We start from the raw sequence: 18,804 nt of genomic DNA on the forward strand, positions 1-18,804 counted from the left end.
CCCATTTGCATTTAAGCTGGATCTCCTGATCAGCGTACGATGTCTTCGTCCGCATAGCCTTGCAGATAGAGCAGGGCGGTGAGGTCGCCATGGTCGATGCGGATGCCGGCGGCTTCGGCGACGGCCGGCTTGGCATGCAGGGCGACGCCGAAACCTGCAATGCCGATCATGTCGAGATCGTTGGCGCCATCGCCCACCGCGATGGTCTGCGATAGGTCGAGGTCATGCTCGGCGGCCAGAGCAATCAGGCGCTCCCGCTTGGTGCTCTTGTCGACAATGGGCTTGGTGACAGTGCCGGTCAGCCGGTCGCCGTCGAATTCGAGCACATTGGCAATGGCCTCATCGAAGCCAATACGCTTGCCGAAATAGTCGGCAAAAAAGGTAAAGCCGCCCGAGACCAGCGAGGTATAGGCGCCGTAGGCCTTCATGGTCTGTACCAAGGCGCGGCCGCCGGGCGCCAAGGTGATGGCTTCGCGGCGCACTTCCTCGATCACCTTGCGCTCCAGCCCCTTGAGCAGGGCGACGCGGGTATCCAGCGCCTGTTCGAAATCCAGCTCGCCGCGCATGGCGCGCTCGGTGATCTCGGCAACCTGCGGCTTGATGTCGAGCGCGGCGGCGAGTTCATCGATGCATTCCTGCTCGATCATGGTGGAATCCATGTCGGCGATCAGCAGTTTCTTGCGGCGGCCCTGGGTCGGCACGATATTGGCGTCCACGGCGCGCTGCCCCAGCACGTCGCGCGCGGTGGCGAGGGCGTCTGGCGCGGTCGGCTCGAGAATTTCACAAGCGATGCCGTGATTGAGCCAGTTGAGTTCTCCGCCGGTTTGCTGCACCACAGCAGCGGCCAGCGCGGGGTCCAGTTCCGGGTCTGCAGGATTGGCAGTGAGCAAGAGTACCGGCATGGCGGTGGTGACTTTCGGGAGTGTTGGATGAAGGCCCAAAGGCGTGCGGTCCTGATAGCGGGTCCGACTGCCAGCGGCAAGTCGGCCATGGCGCTGGCGCGTGCGCAGCGGGGGGGCGGCATCATCGTCAATGCCGACGCCATGCAGGTCTATTCCGGGCTCAGGATCATCACGGCACGGCCCTCGGCCGAGGACGAGCGGCTGGTCGAACACCGGCTCTATGGGATGGTATCGCCCGCCACGCGCTTTTCAACCGGCCAGTGGCTCAGCGCGGTGGCCGAGGTGATCGCCGACGCCGACCCGGCGCGCGAGTTGATTTTTGTCGGCGGTACCGGTCTCTATTTCGATGCGCTGACCCGCGGCTTTGCCGAGGTGCCTGTCATTCCCGATGCCGTCACCGCTGCGGTGCAGGCCGAGATAGAGGGGCTGGATGCGACGGCCCGCATGCAGCGGCTTATCGCGGAAGATCCCCAAACTGCCGCTCGTCTCAAGGTGGCCGATCCGCAACGCGTGATCCGGGCGCTGGCGGTCAAGCGCGCGACCGGGCAACCACTATCCCATTTTCAACAGGCGCATATGCCGGCTCTGCTTGATGGCTGGGCGGTGGAGCGGCTGGTGCTGGCGCCCGATCGCGAGGTGCTGCGAGCGCGCATAACCCGTCGCTTCGAAACCATGTTTGCCCAAGGGGCGGTTGAGGAAGTCGAGAACCTGCGGGCGCAAAATCTCGATCCAAGCCTGCCTGCCCTCAAGGCCATTGGCGTGCCCGAGATTTCAGACTGGCTCGACGGGCGGACGGGGCGCGAAGAGGCAATTGCCCTCTCGATCATCGCCACCCACCAATATGCCAAACGGCAGCGGACCTGGTTCCGCAACCGCATGAGCGACTGGCCCCGACTCGACCCGCTCTAAGCGCTGGTCGGCTTCAGTGCGTCGAGCAGGCCGAGCCGCTCACGCATGGCAAAGCGCGTCACCAGCACCACGGCTACGAAGCTGAGGCCAACGGCGAGCCCGGTCCACACGCCGACACCGCGCCAGCCGGCAAAGTCGCTGAGCAGATAGCCGACCGGCAGGCCGATGCCCCAATAGCCCAGAATGGCGAAGAGCATCGGGATCTTGGTGTCGCTCAACCCGCGCAACGCATGTGCAGCCGCCACCTGCGCGCCATCGGCGAGCTGGAACAAGCCGGCGACGGCCAGGAACGAGGCTGCGAGCGCAAGGGCATTGGCGTTTTCCGGATTGTTGGGATCGAGGAAGATGGTCACCAGCGCCGGGCCCATGGTCAGGAACAGCACGCAGGACAGAACCATAAAGCCGGTGCCCAGCATGAACGAGGTCCAGCCCGCCAGCTTGATGCCTTCCGCATCGCGGCGGCCATAGGCGATGCCGACGCGAACCGTGGCCGCGATTCCCAGCCCCAGTGGCACCATGAAAGCCATGGACGCGCATTGCAGCGCCACGGCGTGCGCCGCAAGTTCGTCAGTGCCCAGGCGCCCGATGAGCAGGGCCGCGGCGGTGAACATGCCGACCTCGGCCACCACGGTCAGGGCAATGGGCAGGCCGATGCGGAAGATTGCACGGAAGTGGCCCCAGTCGGCGCGCCAGAACCGGATCAGGATATGAAAGCGCCCAAAGCGCCGATGCCGCACCACATAGGTCAGCATGGCCAGGAACATGATGATGTTGGTGGTCAGCGTGGCGATGGCGGCGCCGCGCAATTCCAGGCGCGGCATGCCGAAATGCCCGAAGATCAGGGTATAGGCGACGGCGGCGTTCACCACCACGCCGAGTACGGTAATCACCAGCACCACGCGGGTAGCGTCAAAGGCCGAGAGCAGCGAGCGCAGGGCAATGATCCCCAAAGCCGGGAACAGCGACCAGGCAACGATCTGCAGGAATTGTTCGGCCATGGCCGTGGTCGCGGGGTCCTGTCCGAGGCGCTCGTAGATCGGGCGGACCTGCAGCACCAGCGGCAGCAGCAGCGTCGACATGACGATGGTGACCCAGAACCCCTGGCGGACGATGCGGCGGATCGCCTTGATGTCGCGTGCGCCCCGCGCCTGCGCCACCAGTGGCGCGACGGCGCCGACAATGCTAACGCCGAACAGTAGAATGGGCATGAAAAAGGATGTGGCGAGCGTGCCGGCGGCCAGATAGTCCGGCCCCAGCCAACCGAGCAGGATCACGTCGGTTGTGTGCAGCGCATTCTGCGCCAGCTGCGCAATCACCAGTGGCCAGGCCAACGCAAAGGTTGCCCGCAATTCCCGCAACCAGCCATTGGCAGGCGCGGGTTCAGGTAGCGTCACGCCCGGTGACGCGACTATCTCGCTCATTGTCGTTTCCCAATCTCGCGCCCATGCTCTATGCCAAAGCAGCGATTTGGGGAAGCCGGATGCCGCAAGTGGATAAGTTGGGAACGCTACGGCGCGTGCTGCTGGGCATTGCCGGGCTGTTGGGCGCCATTGGCGTCGCCGCCGCGGCGCGTGCGTCGCATAGCAGTGACAGTCGCAATATCGCCGCCATTGCCACGATCTTCCTCGCCCATGCCCCGGTGCTGGTTGCGCTTGGTCTTGCGGCGCGCGGCCGGGTCATGGTTTGGTCTGGGATAGCCCTGGCTTTCGGGACTATCTTGTTCGGGCTCGATCTGGCGCTGCGCGAGCAACTGGGGCAGGGCGCCTTCCCAGGCGCTGCGCCGCTCGGGGGCGGATTGATGATCCTCGCCTGGCTCGGCCTCGTCGTGGCGGCGGTGCTGTGGCGGCCGAATACAGATTTCACTAAATAAGTATTAAATCTGACCGGAACCTTTAGCAGGCCGGCGCATTTATGCTGCGACGATGTCGTTGGAGGTATTCATGCACAAGATCCTGATCATTGCCGCTACCGCGCTTTCCCTGGCGGCCTGCACCACCACCCAGCAGGGTGCGACGGTCGGCGCCATCGGCGGCGCCATTGTTGGTGCGAGCGCGACGGGCGGAAATATTGTCGGAACCGCTGTCGGTGCTGGCATCGGCGGTGTGGTCGGCGCAGCCGCCGGCAATGTTCTGGGCAAGGTTGAAGGCAGCAATGATCGCTGCGTCTATCAGCGTCCGAACGGCACCCGCTATATCGACACCTGCCCGCGCGGTTAAAACGTCCCCCAAAGCCACAGCGCCCCCTGTGGCTTTCGCGCCCTCCCGGGCGCCCAGGCACCCGGCCGGTCATCCTGCCGGGTGTCTTGCTGTCTGCAGTCTGGCCTTGAAAATAATCGCCGAAAACTATAGTTTATTGCAACGTGCCACTTGTCTTGCGCTATCTGAACGACCGGCCTGTCCGGAAACTTGGCTACCTCCTGATCTCGTGAATCGTAAGTCCAAATTCCTCGCACGGGGACTGGATAAACCCTTCCGCCGCATCAGCGGCATAACAGACCAAGAGGTCCATACATGGCTGCCATTACCGGTACCGTGAAATTCTTCAACACCACCAAGGGCTACGGCTTCATCTCTCCTGACAATGGTGAGAAGGACGCATTCGTTCACATCTCCGCCGTTCAGCGTTCGGGCCTGCAGGGCCTGTTTGAAGGCGACAAGGTGAGCTTCGAGCTGCAGACCGGCCGTGATGGCAAGGTTTCGGCCACCGACCTGACCCTGCTGAGCTAATCGCCGGCCCGTGTTTGGAAATGGGCCCTTCGGGGCCCTTTCTTTTTTTGGGCGGTAGACACCTGCCCCATGTCGTGCGAGAGAGCCGGACAATCCCTTAGACGGAGCCGGCCATGGTGCGCGATTTCCTCAAAAATTGGAGCCCCCGGGTCGAGACTCCCGCCAGCCTGCGCCAGGCCGGTGCCATGCCCTATGCCATTGTCGACGGGCGCATGGCCTTCCTGCTGATCACTTCGCGCCGCAGCGGCAAGTGGATTTTCCCAAAGGGAGCCATTGAGCCCAATATGACGCCGTGGGAAAGCGCCGCACTCGAGGCGATGGAAGAGGCCGGGGTAACCGGTGATATCGCGCCCACCGCAGTCGGCAGCTATCGCGCCGGCATGGGTACGGACAGTGCGACGCTGGTCGATGTCGATCTCTATCCGCTCCGCGTTATCCAGCAGCATGATGTCTGGCGTGAGCAGGACCAGCGTTTGCGCCATTGGGCGACGCTGGCGGAGGCCCGCCGTCTTCTGGCCGACAAGTCGCTGGCGCGCCTGGCGGCACGCCTGCATGAGCAGATTGTCGGGAACTAGCCGACGATCAGGTCGAGCCCCAGGAACAAAAGGCCAGAAAGCAAGGCCGAAGCGGGCACGGTCACGACCCAGGCAGCCGCAATGCTGTAGACGTGGTGGCGCCGCACCAAGAGGCGCCCCTCGGTCTTGCGCGCATTGGCCAGAGCTTCCTCCGGAGTTGCATTGAGCTGGGTGGCATCGACGAAGCGCGCATTCACCGGAACGGCAGTGCCTTCCATGTCCCGGCGCGAGATATATTCGCGCAGGAAGCCGACGCCGAAAACGGCACCAACGGCGATATGCGTCGAAGAGACCGGCATGCCCAGTGCCGATGCGACCAGCACCGTGATGGCGGCTGAGAGCGCAGCGCAAAAAGCGCGGATTTCATTGAGCTTGGTGATCTGCTCGCCGACGGTGCGGATCAGGCGCGGCCCGAATAGGGCCAGGCCCAGCGAGATGCCGATGGCGCCAATGGCAAGCACCCAGAAGGGCAGGACGATATTGGCGACTTCTCCATGGCCGGTTTCAAGTGCCGTCACGATGGCCGCGAAGGGGCCGATGGCGTTGGCGACGTCATTTGCACCATGGGCGAAGGAGAGCAGGGCGGCCGAGACAACCAATGGCAGGCGGAACAGTGTCGCCACGTGCTTCTTGCGGTTCTCCATGTTCATGGACTGCTTGCGCACCCAGGGCATGGAAATGATCCAGCCCAGGGCGGCAAAGACTACGCCGAGGATTGCCGTGGTCCAGACATCGGGGGACCAGACGCGGCTCAGCCCCTTGGTGGCCAGATACATAGCGAAAACGCCGGTCATGACGGCGACGAAGATCGGCACCCAGATGCGGGCGGCGGAAATCTTGTCGATGCGATTGGTGATGGTCGACATGATCACCGCCAGCATGCCGGCTGCGGCAATGCCGCCCAAGACCGGCGAAATGACCCAGCTCGAGGCGATGGCGCCGATCGTGGGCCAGTTGACGACGCCGAAGCCGGCTGCGGCGATACCCGAGCCGACCACGCCGCCGACTACTGCGTGGGTGGTGGACACCGGTGCCCCGATATAGGTGGCGAGATTGACCCAGAGCGCGGAGGCCAGAAGCGCTGCCATCATCACCATAACGAAGGTCGAGGTATCGAATTCGGCCGAGGTTAACAGGTCCCGTGCGACGGTATTGACCACGTCGCCACCGGCGAGCAGGGCGCCTGCGGCTTCGAAAATGGCGGCAATGAAGAGCGCGCCCACCATGGACACCGCGCGAGAACCGACTGCAGGGCCCATATTGTTGGCCACGTCATTGGCGCCGACATTCAGCGCCATATAGCCGGCAATGATGGCACCGATGACGACCACATAGGTCGTTGGGCCTTGAACCACCGAGAAGCTGGCCCAGACGGCTGCAACCAGCAGGAACACCAGCGCTATGCCCGGTGCGGCCAGGGCGCGGCCAAGGTCGTGCGTTGCCGTCTCCAGGCCAGTGACCCGCTGCAAGTCCTTGTCGAGGGCGCTTTTGCTCATGTCATCGAACCGTCATAATCTGTGCCAGTGCCCCATAGCATTGTCTGACGCTCTGGCCACCTGTTTTGCAACCATCAGGCCGGCGGTCCACGCATTTTAAAGGCGGCAAGGCAGGAGCAGTGACGGTGCGGGGCCGCGTGGCGGATACCGGAACGCATCGACACTTGACTTGCGCTGCTGCTTGCTCCTATCAATGCGCCGTCAGATTTTTTGGAGCGGTCCAGTGCGGGCACTCATTCTCGTAGTACGCAGGCGCATCGGCAACGTGGGGTAAATCCCCGCGCGATAGCTGGTGCGCCGAACATGAGGTCCCAAACGGGGCCTTTTTTATTGCCTTTTTTCCGCCGCGCGGGAGAGGCGGCAGGTGACGGACAAGACCCCGGGAGGGGCAAGGATTTAGGAAGGGCTGACAATGGCCGAGAAAATGACCGGCGCTGAAATGGTGATCCAGGCGCTGACCGATCAGGGGGTCGAGCATATCTTCGGCTATCCCGGTGGTGCGGCTTTGCCGATCTATGACGCGATGTTCCAGCAGGATTTCGTCAAGCACATCCTGGTGCGCCACGAGCAGGGCGCGACCCATATGGCCGAAGGCTATGCGCGCTCCACCGGCAAGCCGGGCGTGGTCCTCGTCACCTCTGGTCCCGGCGCGACCAATGCGGTCACCGGCCTTACCGATGCCTTGATGGATTCCATCCCGCTGGTCTGCATCACCGCCCAGGTTCCCACGACGCTGATCGGCACCGACGGCTTCCAGGAATGCGATACTGTCGGCATTACCCGCTCCTGCACCAAGCACAATTATCTCGTGAAGAACGTCGCCGACCTGCCGCGCGTCCTGCATGAGGCCTTCCACATTGCCACGACCGGCCGTCCTGGCCCCGTGGTCATCGACATTCCCAAAGACGTGCAGTTCGCCGTTGGCGACTATTACAAGCCCGAACCCGGCACGCTGCGTCACAAGTCCTACCGTCCCAAGGTGGACGGCGATGCCGCCGCGATTGAAGCGGCGGTCGATCTCATGCTCAAGGCCGAGCGCCCGATTTTCTATACGGGTGGCGGCGTCATCAATGCCGGTCCCGAAGCCTCGGAAAACCTGCGCGAGCTGGCCGAGCTCACCGGCTTCCCGGTGACTTCGACGCTGATGGGCCTCGGTGCCTTCCCGGCCTCCAATCCGCAATGGATGGGCATGCTGGGCATGCACGGCACCTATGAAGCCAATATGGCGATGCATGACTGCGACGTCATGATCAATATCGGCGCACGCTTTGATGACCGCATCACCGGCCGCGTCGATGCCTTCTCGCCCAATAGCCGCAAGATCCACGTCGATATCGACCCGTCCTCCATCAACAAGATCATTCGCGTCGACGTGCCGATTGTGGGCGATTGCAATCGCGTGCTCGAAGAGATGATCCGCATCTGGCGGTCCAAGACCAACCAGCCGCGCTCGGAAGCGCTGGCGCCCTGGTGGAGCCAGATCGAAAAGTGGCGTTCGGTCAATTCGCTCGGGTTCAAGAATTCCGACACCACCATCAAGCCGCAATGGGCCATTCAGCGCCTGTTCGAAGCGACGAAGAAGCAGGCCAAGGAGGTGTACATCACCACCGAGGTCGGCCAGCACCAGATGTGGGCGGCCCAGCATTTCCATTTCGACCAGCCCAATCGCTGGATGACCTCGGGTGGTCTGGGAACCATGGGTTATGGCCTGCCGGCTGCGGTCGGCGTGCAGGTGGCCCATCCCGATGCGCTGGTGATCGACATCGCCGGCGAAGCCTCGGTGCAGATGACGATGCAGGAAATCTCGACCGCGGTGCAGTATCGCCTGCCGATCAAGATATTCATCCTCAACAATGAGCGCATGGGCATGGTTCGCCAGTGGCAGGACCTGCTGCATGGTTCGCGCTATGCGCATTCCTATTCGGAATCGCTGCCCGATTTCGTCAAGCTGGCCGAGGCCTATGGCGCCAAGGGCATCAAGTGCGATACGCCGGCCCAGCTCGATGCCGCCATTGCCGAGATGATCGATTATGACGGTCCGGTGCTGTTCGACGTGCTGGTCGAAAAGGACGAGAACTGCCTGCCCATGATCCCCTCGGGAAAGCCGCATAACGAGATCATCCTGCCCGATACGGCCGATATCGGCGACATCATCGACGAGAAGGGACGCGCGCTGGTCTAGGCCGGTTGCGGAGGAATATTGAAATGAACGCACATCTGCAGCCCACCGGTTCGGCCTATTTCCTGACCCAGGAAACCCAGCAGGCCGAGCGCCATACCCTCTCCGTCCTCGTCGACAACGAGCCAGGCATTCTCGCCCGCGTCGTCGGCCTGTTTTCGGCCCGCGGCTACAATATCGAGAGCCTGACCGTCAGCGAGACCGAACACGACCGGCGACTTAGTCGCATCACTGTGGTGGTGGTGGCGACGCCGAAGGTCCTCGTCCAGATCAAGACCCAGCTCGAACGACTGGTGCCGGTGCACCGCGTGCACGATCTGACCGCTGAAGGCGCCTATCTCGAGCGTGAGCTGGCGCTGATCAAGGTCCGTGGTTCGGGCGAGCACCGCGCCGAGACCCTGCGTCTCGCCGATGCCTTCCGCGCCCATATCGTCGACGCGACGGTCGAGAGCTTTGTCTTTGAAGTCACCGGCAAGCCGGAAAAGATCGACAGCTTCATCGCGCTGATGTCCCCTTTGGGCCTCGTCGAAGTGGTTCGCACCGGCCTCGCCGCCATCGCGCGCGGCGCCGAGGGGATGTAATCGACAAGAGCTGATAGGCTCATCAAAAGGTTCGATTGGGCGGATCGCCCAGTCTGGTGTATGGCAGGGCGCGAAGACTTCGAGGCCCTGCCATGACTCTGCTTTCCGTCAATCTCAATGCCGTCGCCCAGTTGCGGAACCGGCGGAATCTGCCGTGGCCGAGCGTCACCGGCATTGCCAGGGTGGTGCTCGATGCGGGTGCCAGCGGCATCACCATTCATCCCCGCCCCGATGAGCGCCACATCCGGCGCACCGATGTGTTCGAGCTTTCGGCGCTGTTGCGGGCTGACTATCCCCAGGCCGAATTCAATATCGAGGGTTATCCCAGCGAGGACTTTCTCGACCTGATCGAGATGGTCAATCCCGAGCAGGTGACGCTTGTGCCCGACGATCCGGCACAGGCAACGTCGGACCATGGCTGGGATTTTCTCGGCAAGGGCAATTTCCTGACCTCGGTGGTGCAGCGCCTCAAGCGCGAGGACAGGCGCATCTCGCTGTTCTGCGATCCGGATGCCGGTCCGGCGGGCGTTGCGGCCGCCAAGGCCACCGGCGCCGACCGCATCGAATTGTTCACTGGCCCCTATGGTGCCTGCTACGAGGACCCCACGCGCGCCGAAGCTGAGTTGGCCGCGCTGGCCGGGACCTGTCAGGCCGCGCTCGATATCGGGCTTGGCGTCAATGCCGGCCATGACCTGACGCTGGAGAATTTGCCTGCCTTCCAGACAGCGGTGCCGGGCGTCGCCGAGGCCTCCATCGGCCACGGCATCACCGCCGACGCCCTGATGATGGGCTTTGCCGAGGCAACCCGCCGCTATATTGCCGTGCTGGCCTAGTTTTCGACGCCGAGCGGGCAGGCCAGATCGAGTCGGGTGGCGAGGTCGTCTCTGAGGCTTTGCAGCTCAGCGATGCGGCTATCGATCGAGGAGATCTTGTGGCGCAAGAGGTCGGCGAGCCGCGCTGCGCCAGGCAGGTTTTCCCCGGCCGCCGGGAGCTCGGTTTCGATCTCCGCCAGTGAAAAGCCCAGCCGCTGCGCGGTGCGGACATAGTTCAGCAACATCAGCGTCTCGTCCGGATAGTGGCGATAGCCATTCGGGCGGCGCAAGGAGGCAATGAGCCCACGCTTCTCGTAGAAGCGCAGCGTGTCGCGGCTTAGCCCGGAGCGTTCCGCCAGTTCGCCGATCTGCATGATTTTCCTCTTGACCCTGGAGTGTACTCAAGGGTTTAGCGGTTCTGCGTCCTGCAGAAAAGGAGTCAATCATGCTGGATGCAAAAGCCTATCTTCGTATCATGCGCGCCAGTGCCGCCTATGACCTCATTGTCAGCTTGCCTTTTGCGACGCCATGGACGCTGCCATTGGTGCACACCGTGCTGGTCTGGCTTGGTGGTGCGCTGGGCCTGCCGGGACAGTTGCCGCCAATCGATCCGATGTCGATGCTGCTCGGCAACCTCATGGGGTCGGTGGTGGTGGTTTGGTCCGTTGCGCGGCTGCGATTGGGGCTGGCCGTTCTTGGCCGTTATGATGCCGTGGCGCGCTTCCTGTTTGCCGCCTGGCAAATCAATGCGTTGCTGAATGGGCTGAGCCTGGCGATCCTGCCGCTGCTGATCATCGAGATTGCCTTCGGCATCGTGCAGCTGCTGCCGATCTCAGAAGAGAAAAGATTGTCGTTGCTGGACGAACAGTCCGTAAATGTCGGCGCTCACAGCTAGCATTTCGATGGGACGGATACGGCGAAAATGCCGAAATCTCAATGATCCCGAACACTTACATTGGTGTGCCTATGGTACGCCAATGTTGCCGGATGACATGGTAGTGCCCACTTGAGGAAATCTCCGGTGGGCACATATATCGCCTCAGTTACGATTTGTTACCAAGGAGGGCAATCAAATGTCCAAGCTCAAGATCGGCGTCATCATCTCGTCCACCCGTCCCACGCGCTTCGGTGAAATTCCGGCGCAGTGGATTCTCGAGAAGGCCAATGAGCGCCCCGAGATCGACGCTGAAATCGTTGACCTGCGCGATTTCAATCTGCCTTTCTTCGACGAAGTCGCCTCGAACGCTTGGGCTCCCTCGCAGAACCCGGAAGCTGTTCGCTGGCAGAAGAAGATCGGCGAATTCGACGGCTTCATTTTCGTCGTTGCCGAATACAACCGTGCCATCACCGGCGCGCTTAAGAATGCCATCGACCAGGCTTATGTCGAGTGGAATAAGAAGGCGTTCGGCGCCGTTGGCTATGGTTCGGTGGGTGGTGCCCGCGCGGTGGAAAACCTGCGCACCATCGGTGTCGAGCTGCAGATGGTCTCCACCCGCTCGGCCGTTCATCTGGCCGGCGGCGACTTCTTCTCCGTTCACCCCGGCTTCGGCGGCACCAAGACCCTGAACGACCTGGAAGCTTCGATCGGCCCGTCCGCCAAGGATATGCTGGATCAGCTGATCTGGTGGGGGAATGCTGCCAAGGCCGCTCGCGCCGCCGAATAAACTTTTCGAAGACCTCCGTCTTCGTTTGCCTGGCAGGGGCAGCTTCGCAAGAGGCAGCCCCTGCTGGCGTTTGAACCATTCGGTCTTGTATTGGTTGTGTATGACCGGCGGCGGGTGTATAGCGGCGCCCGCCCGAAACAGCGAGAGCCCCAAAGCTCATGACGCATGCGAACTCGTCCGGCCCTGAGGCCGGTGTCGTCGCGACCGAACAGGATGGCCACCACAAGAGTGGTTTGCCGGTCCTGACTTTGGGAGCCATCGGTGTCGTTTACGGCGATATCGGTACCAGCCCGATCTATGCCTTCCGGCAGGCCACTCATGTCCGGCCGGGTGCCGCCTCCAGCGAGGTGGAGATATTGGGCCTCTTGTCGCTCATTGTCTGGGCTTTGGCTCTGACGGTGGCATTCAAATATGTGTTTTTCGTCACCCGCGCCGACAATAATGGCGAGGGCGGTACGCTGAGCCTGATGGCGCTGGCGCGCAAGACCTTCGAAAAGCCGCCGGTGTGGATCACGGCATTGGGCGTGTTCGGCGCTGCGTTGTTTTACGGCGATGCATTGCTGACACCGGCCATTTCGGTGCTGTCGGCTGTCGAAGGCATGGATCTTGTCGCTCCTGGCATGGGCCGCTGGGTGGTGCCGATCACTTTGGTGATCATCATCGGCATTTTTGCTGTACAGCGCTTCGGTACCGCCAAGGTTGCGATTGTTTTCGGACCGATCACCGCGGTCTGGTTCCTGACTCTTGGCGTGTCCGGTTTTGTCCATATCGTGGCTTATCCCGGCGTGCTGCAGGCGCTGAATCCGCTTCTGGGCCTGCAATTCCTCTTTACCCATATCGGCATTGCCTTTGTGGTTATGGGGGCAATCTTCCTCGCCGTTACCGGGGCCGAGGCGCTTTATGTCGATCTCGGCCACTTCGGGCGCAAACCCATCGTGCTGGCTTGGTTCGGTCTGGTGTTCCCCTGCCTGCTTCTCAACTATTTCGGCCAGGGCGCCTTCGTGCTGTCGGTGGGCATCGAGAATGTCGAAAGCCCCTTCTTCCAGATGCAGCCGGAATGGGCGCTGTTGCCCTTTGTGATCCTGGCCACCATGGCGACCATCATCGCCAGCCAGGCCGTCATCACCGGCACGTATAGCCTCACCCAGCAGGCCATCGCGCTCAACATGCTGCCGCGCATGGTGGTCCAGCACACCTCGGCTACCCAGAGCGGCCAGATCTATATGCCGCAGATCAACTCCATGTTGATGATCGGCGTGTTGGTGCTGGTGGCAACTTTCGGCAGTTCGGCCGCGCTGTCCAATGCTTATGGTATCGCAGTGTCGGGGGTGATGATCGTCACGCTGGCGCTGCTGGTCGTGGTGATGTGGCGCAATTGGAAATGGCATCCGGCGGTGGTGATCGGCTTCGGCATCATGTTCGCCATCATCGACGGCTCGTTCTTTGCCGCCAATGCCGCCAAGCTGCTTCAGGGCGGCTGGGTCCCTGCGGCGGTGGCGCTGATCGTTGCTCTGATGATGTGGAGCTGGATGGCCGGGCGTCGCCGCCTGTCGGACAAGACCCGCCGCGACGAGGTGCCGCTCGAATTCCTGGTCAACAATCTCGCCAAGAAAAAGCCGACCACGGTGCCAGGCACAGCGATCTTCCTGACCTCCGATGTCGAGGGGGCGCCAACCGCGTTGTTGCACTCGCTCAAGCATTACAAGGTGCTGCACGAGAAAAACGTCATCTTGACCGTCCGGACGTCGACGTCGCCGCGCGTTCCCGATGACGAGAAGGTCACCATCGACGCCTATAACGAGTTGTTCTATCGCGTCGTCGTTACCTTCGGATTTATGGAGAGCCCGAACCTGCCCAAGGCCCTGGTGCTGGCGCGCAAGCTGGGCTGGAAGTTCGACATCATGTCGACCTCCTTCTTCCTGTCACGTCGCTCTTTGAAGCTTGGGCAGAAGAGCGGCTTTTTCCGCTTCTGGCAGGACCGCCTGTTTATCCGCCTGGCACGCAATGCCAGCGACGCCACCGAGTATTTCCACATCCCGACCGGCCGCGTGGTCGAAATCGGCACTCAGGTGGTGCTGTAATAAAAAGGGGCCCTTGGGCCCCTTTTGTCTGTCGGAAGGTTGTCGACGCTCAGATTTGTGCCTTGCCAAAGAAGCGGTCGCGGCTGTCGACGCGCTGAGTCTGGATGGGCCAGAGATCGTAATTCCCGCCCAGGGCGAGATTGGCGTTGACCGCCCAGTTCGGGTCCTTCATGGCGCCGCGCGCCAGAGCGATAATATCGGCCTCGCCGCGCTCGAGAATGGCTTCGGCCGCCAGCACGTCATCCAGCAGTCCGACGGCCGCCGTGGCGATGCCTGCGCCGTTCCGCACCGCCGCAGAGAAGGGCACCTGATAGGCCGGAGCGGGCTTGATGCGGCCCTGGGCCAGTCCGCCGCTCGAGCAGTCAATGGCGTCGACGCCAATCGCCTTGAGTTCGCGAGCCAGCACGATGCTGTCCTCCACGGTCCAGCCGCCCTCGGCATTGTCGCTGACCGAGAGACGCGCCATCAGCGGCTTGCCGCTGGGCCAGACGGCGCGCACCGCCTCAGCGACCTCCAGCGTCAGGCGCATGCGATTTTCAAGGCTGCCGCCATAATTGTCGGTACGCGCGTTGGCGAGCGGGGAGAGAAACTGATTGAGCAGATAGCCATGGGCGGCGTGAACTTCCACCGTGTCGAAGCCAGCCTGATCGGCGCGCCGGGCCGCAGCGGCGAAGCCCGCGATGACACGGTCGATGCCGGCGCGGTCGAGCGCCAAGGGGACCTGAAAATCGGGATCGTTGGGGTCATGAGAAATGGCGCTGGGGCCCACCGGTTGCCAGTGCTCGTAACCCAGCTTGCGCCGCTGTTCTTCGGTGGCGAGCTGCTCCGGACCATTCCAGGATACAGAGGTCGATGCCTTGCGTCCGGCATGGGCAAGCTGGATGCCGGCAGCTGCGCCCTGACTGTGGAGGAAGTCCACAATGCGGGCGAGGGGGGCGATGTGCTCGTCTTTGTAGATGCCCAGATCACCATAGGTGATGCGAGCCTCGGGCAGCACGCCGCTGGCTTCGAGCATGACGAGGCCGAAGCCGCCCATGCCGAACCGCCCCAGATGCACGAAATGCCAGTCGGTGGCGAAGCCATCGACGGATGAATATTGGCACATGGGTGCCACCATGGTGCGGTTGCGCAGGGTAAGGTCACGCAAGGTCAGCGGGGAGAACAGTTTCGACACGGGATTGTCCTTGGGAGGCAGGAACGGGTTGGCCTCCTAAATGGGGCATTTACGCTTCATCGGCAAGTGCCGATGGAGTTTCCGCTGTTGCTCGTCTTGTATGGCAGTTGCTAGTGTTGCCCTGTCAGTTCGGACGGAGCCAGCATGTCGATCACCGCAAGCCGTTTTCGCGACCTCCTGGCTTTCGAGGATCGTGACGCCGTTTTGGTGTCGCGGCGCGAAGAGCTGGCGGGTGACTATGTCATCGAGCATCTGCGCCTCAAAATCGGTACCGACGAAGTGCGTGGCATTCTCACCCGCCCGCTGGATGGAGCAGGGCGGCTGCCGGCCATTCTTTATGGTCACTCCCATGGTGGCGGCTATGCCGTGGGGGCCCGAGAGCTGCTGGACGGCCGGGAATATTTGCTGGACCCGCTGGGCCCGGTCTTTGCACGAGCAGGCTATGTGACGCTGTGCATCGATATGCCGGTGTTCGGCGAGCGCGCCACGGAGAGCGAGAGCTTCGCCGCCAAGGCCCTGCTATGGCAGGGCAAATCCTTGTTTGGGCACATGCTTTCCGACCATGCGGCAGCGCTCGGCTACCTCGCTGGGCGCCAAGATGTCGATGCCAGCCGCATCGGTGCGTTTGGGCTCTCCATGGGCTGTGTCCTGAGCTATTGGTTGGCAGCGCTGGACGACCGTATCGCCGCAGTGGCGCATCTCTGCTGCTTTGCCGATTTCCGCACCATGATCGCGCTGGGCGCGCATGACGGACACGGTATCTATCTCACCGTTCCCGGCCTGTTGAAGGAGGCCGATGGCGGTAGCATCGCTGCGCTTGTCGCACCGCGTCCGCAACTCATCTGCGTTGGCGAAGAGGATGCCCTTAGCCCCATGCTGGCAGTCGAGCAGGCCCTGGTTGAACTGAGCCCTGCCTACCGACAGCATGAGGAACGCCTCGAGGTCTTGAGCGAGCCGGGGATTGGTCACTGGGAAACGCCGCTCATGCGCGAGCATGTAATGGGCTTTTTCGCCAAGTGGCTGGCCTAGCCGCGCATGCCCAGCATCATCTGGGCCTGCGCCCAGAGCTGGGCTGCGAGGCCGGGATTGAACCAGAGAAAGGCGGCCGCGCCGACAATGGCTGCGACCAGCGCCAGGCCGAAGAGCTTTTTCAGGACCGAGAAGACCAGCCACAGGACGATGATGGCGACGACGGCAAGGCCGATCAGAGAATTGGGATCATTGGGCATGAGCGTCGTTTGGTCTCGGATGATGCAATAATCCGCAGATTTTAGCGAATGACCTTGGCGAAGTTGGGAATTTATTCGCGATTTTCTTCTAGACAGGAAGCAATTGCGATTGCGCATGTGGAAGCATCGAAAATGTCGTCGGCTGCGGAGATGTTTTTTGTCGGGACCGCGCCCACTAAGGCGCGCTACGCCCAACTTCTCGATGCCACCGATATGCAGTGGTTCGAGTTCGGACAGGACCGGCCGATGCAACTGGCCGATGCCGTCGCCGTGGTCGTAGACCTGCCGCTCGCTACTGTGCCGGAGGCGAGAAAGGTGCGCGCGGCTCTTTCCGGGCTCAAGCCGGGCGTGCCGATGCTTTTCGTTGTCGATAAAGGTCAGCGCGCCGAAGTAGTGCATGCCGGCGCGATCGGCGCCAGCGCCATTGCCAACCGGCCGCTGGCCAAGCCCGATTTGACGAAGTTCCTCGATCAGGCGCGTAAGCGCCAGTCGCTGCAGCGTAGTGCCTCGGCGCAGAGCTGGCCAGCACAGCAAAGCGAGTCGGCGGTCTCGATCCGCAGCGCGGCCGCCTCGCTCGATGGCCTGTTCAAGGCAGTGACGGCGGGGGATGCGCCTGATCATGTAAAGGTCTATGCCGCGTGTGACGAGGTTGCGACGGCGATCAGTCATGACGGGCTGGCACCATGGCTCGATACCGTGCGCTCGCACCATCAAGGCACGATGCAGCACTGCATCATCGTCGCCGGGGTGCTCACCCGCTTCGCTCAGGCCGCCGGCATGAGCGAAGCCGATGTGCGGATGATGACCCGCGTGGGATTGCTGCACGATGTCGGCAAGGCCGTGATCCCGACGGCGTTGCTCGACAAGCCGGGCAAGCTGACGGACGAGGAATTTGCCGTCATCAAGACCCACCCCTATCAGGGCTTCAAGTTCCTGGCCAAGCATGGGGATGTGCCGCAGGACACGCTGGCCGCAGTGGTGGGTCACCACGAATATCTCGACGGCAGTGGCTACCCCTACGCGCTGACCGCAAGAGCGATCGACGCGCAGGTGCGCATTACTACGGTGTGCGACATCTATGGTGCACTGGTGGAGCGCCGTGCCTACAAGGCCGAGATGCAGCCTGCCGCTGCGATCGCAATCCTAGAGGGCATGGTAGAAGCCGGCAAGCTCGAAGGCGCATTGGTGCGCCATCTTGCCCGCGCGGTGCTTGGCTGATCGCCTCAGGCGCGCTCTTCCCAGACTTTTGCCAGTTCGACGACGGTTTTCACCGCCTTTTCCATATCCTGGCGGCTGATCCATTCCAGCGGAGAGTGGAAAGCATGGCCACCCGCAAAGATATTGGGGCAGGGCAGGCCCATGAAGGAGAGGCGCGAGCCATCGGTGCCGCCGCGGATCGAGCCGCGCACTGGCTCCATGCCGGCCCGGCGGATGGCTTCCACGGCGTTGTCGACGATCTCGGGATGTTGGTCGAGCACCACTTTCATGTTGCGATATTGCTCCTTGCGGGTCGCCGTGAAGGAGGAGCCGGGAAAGGTTTCGAGCACCGACCGGGCGATGTCCTCGACCATCTTGTGCTTCTCGACCAACCCGGCTTCGGTGAAGTCGCGCACGATCAACTGGATGGTGGCGCTGTCCATGGAGCCGGAAATATCGACCGGGTGTACGAAGCCATCGCGACCCTCCGTGCCTTCCGGTGACACATCGCGGGGCAGGCGGGCGACGATGGTCGCGGCAATCTTGATGGCATTTTCCATACGATCCTTGGCAAAGCCAGGATGCATGGCGACGCCGGTGATCTCGAGCGTCAGGGCGTCGGCGGAAAACGTCTCGTCCTCGATGGTGCCGGCGGTTTCGCCGTCGAGCGTGTAGGCGAAGCGCGCGCCAAGCTTTTCGAGATCGACCTTGTCGACGCCCCGGCCGATTTCCTCATCGGTGGTGAACAGCAGGCGGATCGTGCCATGCTTGATCGACTGGTCCTTGAGCAGGATTTCGGCGGCGGTGACGATTTCGGCGATGCCGGCCTTGTCGTCGGCACCCAGCAGCGTTGTGCCGTCGGTGGTGACGACCTCGTTGCCGATCTGGTTGTCGAGTTCGGGATGCTCGGCGACGCGAATAACGCGGCCGGAATTGCCCAGCGCGATGTCCCCGCCGGTATAGTTGCTGATGATCTTGGGGCGCACATCGGTGCCGGTGAAATCGGGCGCGGTGTCCATGTGCGAGCAGAAGCAGATCACTGGCACATCGGGCTTGTCGGTATTGGCCGGCACGGTGGCATAGACATAGCCATGCTCGTCCAGATGTGCGTCGCTGATCCCGATTGCGAGCAGTTCCTCAACCAGCAGGCGACCGAGGTTCTTCTGCTTTTCGGTCGAAGGCTGGCTCATCGAATTGGGGTCAGCCTGCGTATCGATGGCGACATAGCGCAGGAAGCGGTCGAGAACGGTATCGGTCATGAGAGGCAATCCGGAATAGG

At 62.4% G+C, this 18,804-nt stretch carries 20 protein-coding genes; 13 read left to right on the plus strand and 7 right to left on the minus strand.

Annotated features, from left to right (window positions below; translation table 11 throughout):
* Positions 1-29: 29 nt before the first annotated feature.
* The gene (gene serB, locus DEVEQU_RS14590; RefSeq protein WP_126151335.1) at positions 30-902 is read right to left on the minus strand and encodes a phosphoserine phosphatase SerB; all 873 of its coding nucleotides are present in this window, start codon (positions 900-902) and stop codon (positions 30-32) included.
* Positions 903-929: 27 nt separating this feature from the next.
* On the opposite strand from serB, the gene miaA reads away from it, so the two are divergent.
* A complete protein-coding gene (gene miaA, locus DEVEQU_RS14595) occupies positions 930-1,811 on the plus strand; it encodes a tRNA (adenosine(37)-N6)-dimethylallyltransferase MiaA (RefSeq protein ID WP_126151336.1) in 882 nt (293 codons plus the stop codon).
* Here miaA and DEVEQU_RS14600 read toward each other — a convergent pair.
* Positions 1,808-3,232 carry an MATE family efflux transporter gene (locus tag DEVEQU_RS14600; protein ID WP_126151337.1) on the minus strand — a complete coding sequence of 475 codons (1,425 nt, stop codon included), beginning with the start codon at positions 3,230-3,232 and terminating at the stop codon, positions 1,808-1,810. The genes miaA and DEVEQU_RS14600 overlap by 4 nt on opposite strands.
* Positions 3,233-3,300: 68 nt before the next feature.
* On the opposite strand from DEVEQU_RS14600, the gene DEVEQU_RS14605 reads away from it, so the two are divergent.
* From DEVEQU_RS14605 to DEVEQU_RS14620, 4 genes are all read left to right on the plus strand, one after another.
* Complete coding sequence (locus DEVEQU_RS14605) at positions 3,301-3,681, plus strand: DUF423 domain-containing protein (RefSeq protein ID WP_126151338.1); 381 nt, start codon at positions 3,301-3,303, stop codon at positions 3,679-3,681.
* Positions 3,682-3,751: 70 nt separating this feature from the next.
* Positions 3,752-4,027: a glycine zipper domain-containing protein gene (locus tag DEVEQU_RS14610; protein WP_126151339.1), complete on the plus strand. Its 276-nt coding sequence runs from the start codon at positions 3,752-3,754 to the stop codon at positions 4,025-4,027.
* A 294-nt stretch (positions 4,028-4,321) separates the two neighbouring features.
* On the plus strand, positions 4,322-4,537 hold the full coding sequence (locus DEVEQU_RS14615; protein WP_126151340.1) for a cold-shock protein: 216 nt from the start codon (positions 4,322-4,324) through the stop codon (positions 4,535-4,537).
* A 113-nt stretch (positions 4,538-4,650) separates the two neighbouring features.
* Complete coding sequence (locus DEVEQU_RS14620) at positions 4,651-5,112, plus strand: NUDIX hydrolase (protein ID WP_126151341.1); 462 nt, start codon at positions 4,651-4,653, stop codon at positions 5,110-5,112.
* On the opposite strand, the gene DEVEQU_RS14625 is transcribed toward DEVEQU_RS14620, so the two are convergent.
* Positions 5,109-6,608, minus strand: a complete 1,500-nt coding sequence (locus DEVEQU_RS14625; protein WP_126151342.1) for an inorganic phosphate transporter — start codon at positions 6,606-6,608, stop codon at positions 5,109-5,111. The two genes, DEVEQU_RS14620 and DEVEQU_RS14625, sit on opposite strands and share 4 nt — an antisense overlap.
* 412 nt (positions 6,609-7,020) lie before the next feature.
* Here DEVEQU_RS14625 and DEVEQU_RS14630 point away from each other — a divergent pair, with 412 nt between their 5' ends.
* The 3 genes from DEVEQU_RS14630 to DEVEQU_RS14640 all read left to right on the plus strand — a co-directional run bounded on the left by DEVEQU_RS14630 (position 7,021) and on the right by DEVEQU_RS14640 (position 10,201).
* Positions 7,021-8,790 (plus strand): acetolactate synthase 3 large subunit, encoded by a 1,770-nt coding sequence (locus DEVEQU_RS14630; protein WP_126151343.1) that lies wholly within the window; start codon positions 7,021-7,023, stop codon positions 8,788-8,790.
* A 23-nt stretch (positions 8,791-8,813) separates the two neighbouring features.
* Complete coding sequence (ilvN, locus tag DEVEQU_RS14635) at positions 8,814-9,368, plus strand: acetolactate synthase small subunit (protein ID WP_126151344.1); 555 nt, start codon at positions 8,814-8,816, stop codon at positions 9,366-9,368.
* 92 nt (positions 9,369-9,460) lie between these two features.
* Positions 9,461-10,201, plus strand: a complete 741-nt coding sequence (locus DEVEQU_RS14640; protein WP_126151345.1) for a pyridoxine 5'-phosphate synthase — start codon at positions 9,461-9,463, stop codon at positions 10,199-10,201.
* Here the strand turns inward: DEVEQU_RS14640 and DEVEQU_RS14645 are convergent.
* Positions 10,198-10,554, minus strand: a complete 357-nt coding sequence (locus DEVEQU_RS14645) for a MerR family transcriptional regulator (RefSeq protein WP_126151346.1) — start codon at positions 10,552-10,554, stop codon at positions 10,198-10,200. The two genes, DEVEQU_RS14640 and DEVEQU_RS14645, sit on opposite strands and share 4 nt — an antisense overlap.
* A 71-nt stretch (positions 10,555-10,625) precedes the next feature.
* On the opposite strand from DEVEQU_RS14645, the gene DEVEQU_RS14650 reads away from it, so the two are divergent.
* The 3 genes from DEVEQU_RS14650 (at position 10,626) to DEVEQU_RS14660 (ending at position 13,925) form a co-directional block, all read left to right on the plus strand.
* Positions 10,626-11,075 (plus strand): hypothetical protein, encoded by a 450-nt coding sequence (locus DEVEQU_RS14650; protein WP_206437858.1) that lies wholly within the window; start codon positions 10,626-10,628, stop codon positions 11,073-11,075.
* A gap of 178 nt (positions 11,076-11,253) precedes the next feature.
* The gene (locus DEVEQU_RS14655; protein ID WP_126151347.1) at positions 11,254-11,844 is read left to right on the plus strand and encodes an NADPH-dependent FMN reductase; all 591 of its coding nucleotides are present in this window, start codon (positions 11,254-11,256) and stop codon (positions 11,842-11,844) included.
* 158 nt (positions 11,845-12,002) lie between these two features.
* Positions 12,003-13,925: a potassium transporter Kup gene (locus DEVEQU_RS14660; protein ID WP_126151348.1), complete on the plus strand. Its 1,923-nt coding sequence runs from the start codon at positions 12,003-12,005 to the stop codon at positions 13,923-13,925.
* Positions 13,926-13,974: 49 nt separating this feature from the next.
* Here DEVEQU_RS14660 and DEVEQU_RS14665 read toward each other — a convergent pair whose 3' ends face one another.
* On the minus strand, positions 13,975-15,099 hold the full coding sequence (locus DEVEQU_RS14665; RefSeq protein ID WP_126151349.1) for an NADH:flavin oxidoreductase/NADH oxidase: 1,125 nt from the start codon (positions 15,097-15,099) through the stop codon (positions 13,975-13,977).
* Between the two features lie 144 nt (positions 15,100-15,243).
* On the opposite strand from DEVEQU_RS14665, the gene DEVEQU_RS14670 reads away from it, so the two are divergent.
* Positions 15,244-16,128 (plus strand): alpha/beta hydrolase family protein, encoded by an 885-nt coding sequence (locus tag DEVEQU_RS14670; protein WP_126151350.1) that lies wholly within the window; start codon positions 15,244-15,246, stop codon positions 16,126-16,128.
* Here DEVEQU_RS14670 and DEVEQU_RS14675 read toward each other — a convergent pair.
* Positions 16,125-16,328: a hypothetical protein gene (locus DEVEQU_RS14675; RefSeq protein ID WP_126151351.1), complete on the minus strand. Its 204-nt coding sequence runs from the start codon at positions 16,326-16,328 to the stop codon at positions 16,125-16,127. The genes DEVEQU_RS14670 and DEVEQU_RS14675 overlap by 4 nt on opposite strands.
* Before the next feature lie 132 nt (positions 16,329-16,460).
* Here DEVEQU_RS14675 and DEVEQU_RS14680 point away from each other — a divergent pair, with 132 nt between their 5' ends.
* A complete protein-coding gene (locus DEVEQU_RS14680; protein ID WP_164550424.1) occupies positions 16,461-17,546 on the plus strand; it encodes an HD-GYP domain-containing protein in 1,086 nt (361 codons plus the stop codon).
* A gap of 5 nt (positions 17,547-17,551) precedes the next feature.
* Here DEVEQU_RS14680 and pepT read toward each other — a convergent pair whose 3' ends face one another.
* Complete coding sequence (gene pepT / locus DEVEQU_RS14685) at positions 17,552-18,784, minus strand: peptidase T (RefSeq protein ID WP_126151353.1); 1,233 nt, start codon at positions 18,782-18,784, stop codon at positions 17,552-17,554.
* Positions 18,785-18,804 lie beyond the last annotated feature (20 nt).

It is taken from the genome of Devosia equisanguinis, assembly GCF_900631955.1.
In the GTDB taxonomy this organism is placed as follows: domain Bacteria; phylum Pseudomonadota; class Alphaproteobacteria; order Rhizobiales; family Devosiaceae; genus Devosia; species Devosia equisanguinis.